1 protein-coding gene and 1 pseudogene are annotated in these 3414 nt (G+C 38.3%); one reads left to right on the forward strand and one right to left on the reverse strand.

Annotated elements, in window-relative coordinates:
• Positions 1 to 76, reverse strand: a pseudogene (locus tag B091_RS12895) (transcriptional regulator); the annotation flags it as partial.
• A gap of 930 nt (positions 77 to 1006) precedes the next feature.
• Here B091_RS12895 and B091_RS0111450 point away from each other — a divergent pair.
• Positions 1007 to 3229 (forward strand): multicopper oxidase domain-containing protein, encoded by a 2223-nt coding sequence (locus tag B091_RS0111450; protein ID WP_018110132.1) that lies wholly within the window; start codon positions 1007 to 1009, stop codon positions 3227 to 3229.
• Positions 3230 to 3414 lie beyond the last annotated feature (185 nt).

Raw genomic sequence — 3414 nt, forward strand, 5'->3', positions numbered from 1 at the left:
CCTCTACTGATAATAGAATAGACATGATAGCTAATCTAAGCTGTGAGTGGAGTAGAGGGTCTAGTGTTTCAAACATATTTATTCTTTTTTGTTTTNGATCTAATAATGTGTCCAGGCATAATATTACCAAAAAACATGATTGCTGCCATAACCAAAGGATAATAAATGAATGGAAGATAGCTATAAAGTAGAAGACAAATTAGGCATATAAGTACCAAACTTCTCATCTCCTTAAACCTATAGATAGCTACAGATAGGTATAAAGCATAAATATATACCGTCGAAATGGCTGGGTAAATAAACCAGTTGTTTTGGATGATTGGAGAAAAAAGTATAAGTACTACGCAAACACCAAAGCCCATCCAAATCTTAGTATTAAGTGTTGATGCTATTGTTTTGACTAGTGCTTTTTTTCGATCTCTGTATCCCATGTAGAAAGAAATGATAAAGCCAATTATTGTTGTTGCTATCCAAAAATAGCCTATAAAACTAGTTTTAGCTGGTGTAAACATAAGTATACAAAAGTGGAATAGGCTAGCCAAGGCGATAAGATACCCCCACAGCAAAAAAAACTTTCCACCACCCAAATATAAATTACCTCGCGCCGTACCAATCATTTCCTGAATGATAGTAAGGCTTTCCTCATGTGTCAGATTCTTTTTCATAATCGTAAAGTTTAAGTTATAAGTTCTTATTTGATGAACTACTCGCTAATATAAAGTAGTTTATAATATAAACCATGAGTTTTTAGTTAAAGTTTACATTCTATATATGTTATTCAACATATTGAACTTTAGATGTTTCCAAGAGATATGCGTTGAACTGTTTTAGGGATAGAGTAACGTGCCCTATCCGTATTGATTTACGAATTAGTTAGTAAAGATAAGCAGTGGATTTTAGTCAAAACATTGGTGGTTAGTAGTCTGTTTATAAGTTATATAGTACGCTATGTAGAGTATCAACCTAACACATTATAACTATGATAAACCTAAAACTGATAAAGCCGATGGCTTTTGTATTATTACTTTTCAGTGCAAACACATTTGCTCAAAAACGGAAAGTTGTAGAGTACGATTTAGTAGTTCATGATACTATTGTCGATTTTTCGGGAAAGAAACGTAAAGCTTTGGCTATTAATGGACAAATCCCAGGACCTACCTTGCATTTCACCGAAGGTGATTCTGCCGTAATCCGAGTTCATAATCGTACGAAAGGTGAAACTACTATGCATTGGCATGGTTTAATCGTGCCTGTTGAGCAAGATGGTGTTCCTTACTTAACTACAGCACCTACTTTTCCAGGCCAGGTTCATACCTACACCTATCCTATAGTTCAAAATGGGACTTATTTTTATCATTCTCACAGTGGAACACAACAACAGTCGGGAGTATATGGGGCATTGATTATTGACAAAAAGAAAGGTGACCCCACGATTAGAGCCGAAGACATGTTGCCAACAGAGGTCATTATGTTGAGTGATTGGACCGATACAAATCCCAATGAGGTGATGCGGTGGTTGAAGACTGGTTCAGATTGGGCTGGTATCAAAAAGAAAAGTACGCAAAGCTATTGGGAAGCTTTCCGTAGTGGTTATTTGGGTACTAAATTTCTCAATGAATGGAAGCGTATGTCGGCCATGGATGTCAGCGATGTCTATTATAATAACTTCTTGATTAATGGGAAAGAGGAGATTGCGTTAGCTAAGTACAAGGCTGGGGATAAGATTCGATTGAAAGTGATAAACGGTGCTTCGTCGACCAATTTTTGGCTGAGGTATTCGGGTGGAATGATGAAGATTATAGCTAGCGATGGAAAGGATGTCGTTCCTGTTGAGGTCGATCGTGCACTAATTGCAGTTTCAGAGTCCTTTGATATCGAACTGACCATTCCTCAAAGTGGTATGTCGTATGAGTTTTCGGCAACAGCCGAAGATCGTACAGGATTTGCTCAACTCTGGTTGGGTGAGGGACATAAAATGCCGTTAGCCCCCATGGGTAAACTCAATCTGTTTGCTGGGATGCAGTCAATGAACACAATGATGGATATGCGTGGTAACATGGAACCTATGGATATGAGTTTGCAGCAGATGGACTTTTACGAAAATATGTATCCAGTCTCTGAACGCGTTGGTAATGGTGATCATGGTAAGCACGAGGGGCACGGTGAGGACATTTCAATGAATATGGGACATAATATGACAATGCCTATGGCCGATGATAGTCAGATCGTATCCTTAAACTATGCAATGTTGCGTTCGCCTGGTAAGACTAATCTACCCGATGATAAGCCGTGGCGCGAACTTCATTTCGATCTTACAGGCAATATGGAACGTTATGTTTGGTCTATAGACAATAAAACACTATCCGAGCACGATAAGATTTTGATAAAGCAGGGTGAAAACATCCGTATCATCTTGCGTAATAACTCGATGATGCGTCACCCGATGCATCTTCACGGTCATTTTTTTAGAGTGGTTAACCAACACGGTGACTATTCTCCTTTAAAAACCGTGATTGATATTATGCCTATGGAAACCGATACCCTTGAGTTTAGTGCTTCAGAGCATACGGGTGACTGGTTTTTTCATTGCCATATTCTCTATCATATGATGTCTGGGATGGGGGAGATATTTGAATACGAAAACTCTTTACCTAATCCTCAGATTCCCAATAAAGAGAAGGATTTAAAGAAAGTCTATGCTATGGATAAGGAGTTCTATTTTGCTGCAAAAAATGAGTTTCTGTTCAATGGCAATGTTGGGAAGTTCCAATATGAGAATACACGTTGGGTTTTACAAGGAGAGTGGCAGCTTGGCTATGAGAGCAAGCGAGGTTGGGAAACTAGTCTTCGGGCTGGGCGATATCTTGATTGTATGCAATGGTTTATGCCTTATGTCGGCTTAGAGTGGTCGTATAAAAAAGGTTTAGATGAACGCAATATCTTTAGTCAGTGGCAAACTAATAGACGTATCTATGCTGTAGCTGGAGTAAGATATACTTTGCCTTGGTTTGTTGTGCTAGATGCTCGTTTTAATATGTATGGTAAGGCTAGATTGCAGTTAGAACGAGAGGATATCCCGCTAATCAGTAGGTTGAGAATGGACTTAATGGCCAATAGTGATAAGGGATATCGTGTTGCACTTAGTTATATACTAACGCCTTACATTGGTATCACGGGAAGTTGGAGTAACGATATGCAGTGGGGAGCAGGAGTCAAACTGTCTTATTAAGTACACTGTAATTCAACTTAAATAAAAAGAATAACACCAAGTAAGGATTTACCTTACTTGGTGTTATTTTGATGTATTCTAACAATTAAAGGACACTGTCTCAGGAAGTGTGTAAGTAAATTAAGCTTGGGTTGGGTTATTGTTATAGCCTGACCCTTTCTTTGTAAATAATTAGGAACTGATTT

Origin of the sequence: Bacteroides propionicifaciens DSM 19291 = JCM 14649 (assembly GCF_000375405.1) — a bacterium.
GTDB classification, from domain to species: Bacteria; Bacteroidota; Bacteroidia; order Bacteroidales; family Bacteroidaceae; genus Bacteroides_E; species Bacteroides_E propionicifaciens.